This is a genomic window from Shewanella sp. 10N.286.45.A1 (genome assembly GCF_041470405.1).
Taxonomy (GTDB): domain Bacteria; phylum Pseudomonadota; class Gammaproteobacteria; order Enterobacterales; family Shewanellaceae; genus Shewanella.
Genome location: NZ_JBFRMK010000303.1, coordinates 1 through 791, shown reverse-complemented (window position 1 = coordinate 791; position 791 = coordinate 1). Strand labels below are relative to the sequence as shown.

The 791-nt window shown below is 42.4% G+C and carries 1 protein-coding gene; it reads right to left on the bottom strand.

The window, feature by feature from the left end:
• A partial coding sequence (locus AB4238_RS19625) for an IS110 family transposase (RefSeq protein ID WP_372034992.1) occupies positions 1-791 on the bottom strand: 791 nt, incomplete at both ends.

Below are 791 nucleotides of genomic sequence, written 5' to 3'. Positions count from 1 at the left end.
CCCGCTTGGTGATCCCAGCATTAATGCTCTTATGGCCTGAAGCAAACTGCTTAGGCGTTAACCCTAGCCAAACCGCAAGCTCTTTTGGAGAATTAAAGGCTTGGCCATTGCCGATGGCGGCACAAAATGCCGAAGCAATAATAGGCCCAACGCCAGGGATGCTTAGCAAGATTTTTCCATTAGGATCTTGATTGACTAGTTGATTAATCAGTTTATTGATTTGCTTTAATCTGTCAGTGAGTTTTTGATACTCTTCAAAGCACTCGTTCGCCATCATCTTGATTAATGGCCTTTGTGTTTCATCACAGATAATCTGCCACATAGCTTGCTCAAAGGCGCTATGCCCCAGTGGAAATACAATCCCAAAATCAGTTAATAGGCCACGAGTTTGATTGGTACAAGCGATTCTTTGCTTTATTAGGCGTTCACGGACTTTGTGCAACATCAATATCTCTTGTTGCTCTTCAGTTTTAACAGGCACGAAGCGAATATTAGGTCGTAAGCTTGCCTCATAAATGGCTAACGCATCATTTTTATCGTTTTTACTTCCTCTGACAAAAGGCGTGACATGTTGAGCAGGAATAAGCAGTACCTGATGACCCATAGCTTGTAAGGTTCTTCCCCAGTAATGAGCAGAATAACAAGCCTCAAAAACTACCCGAGTAGCAGGCTGGTTTAACATAAACTCTTTAAGGCTCTGACGGTTTAAGCGTTTGTTGAAGACGCTTTTCCCGTATTCATTCACTCCTAATACTTGGAAGACATTCTTTGCAAGATCGATAGCAATAGTG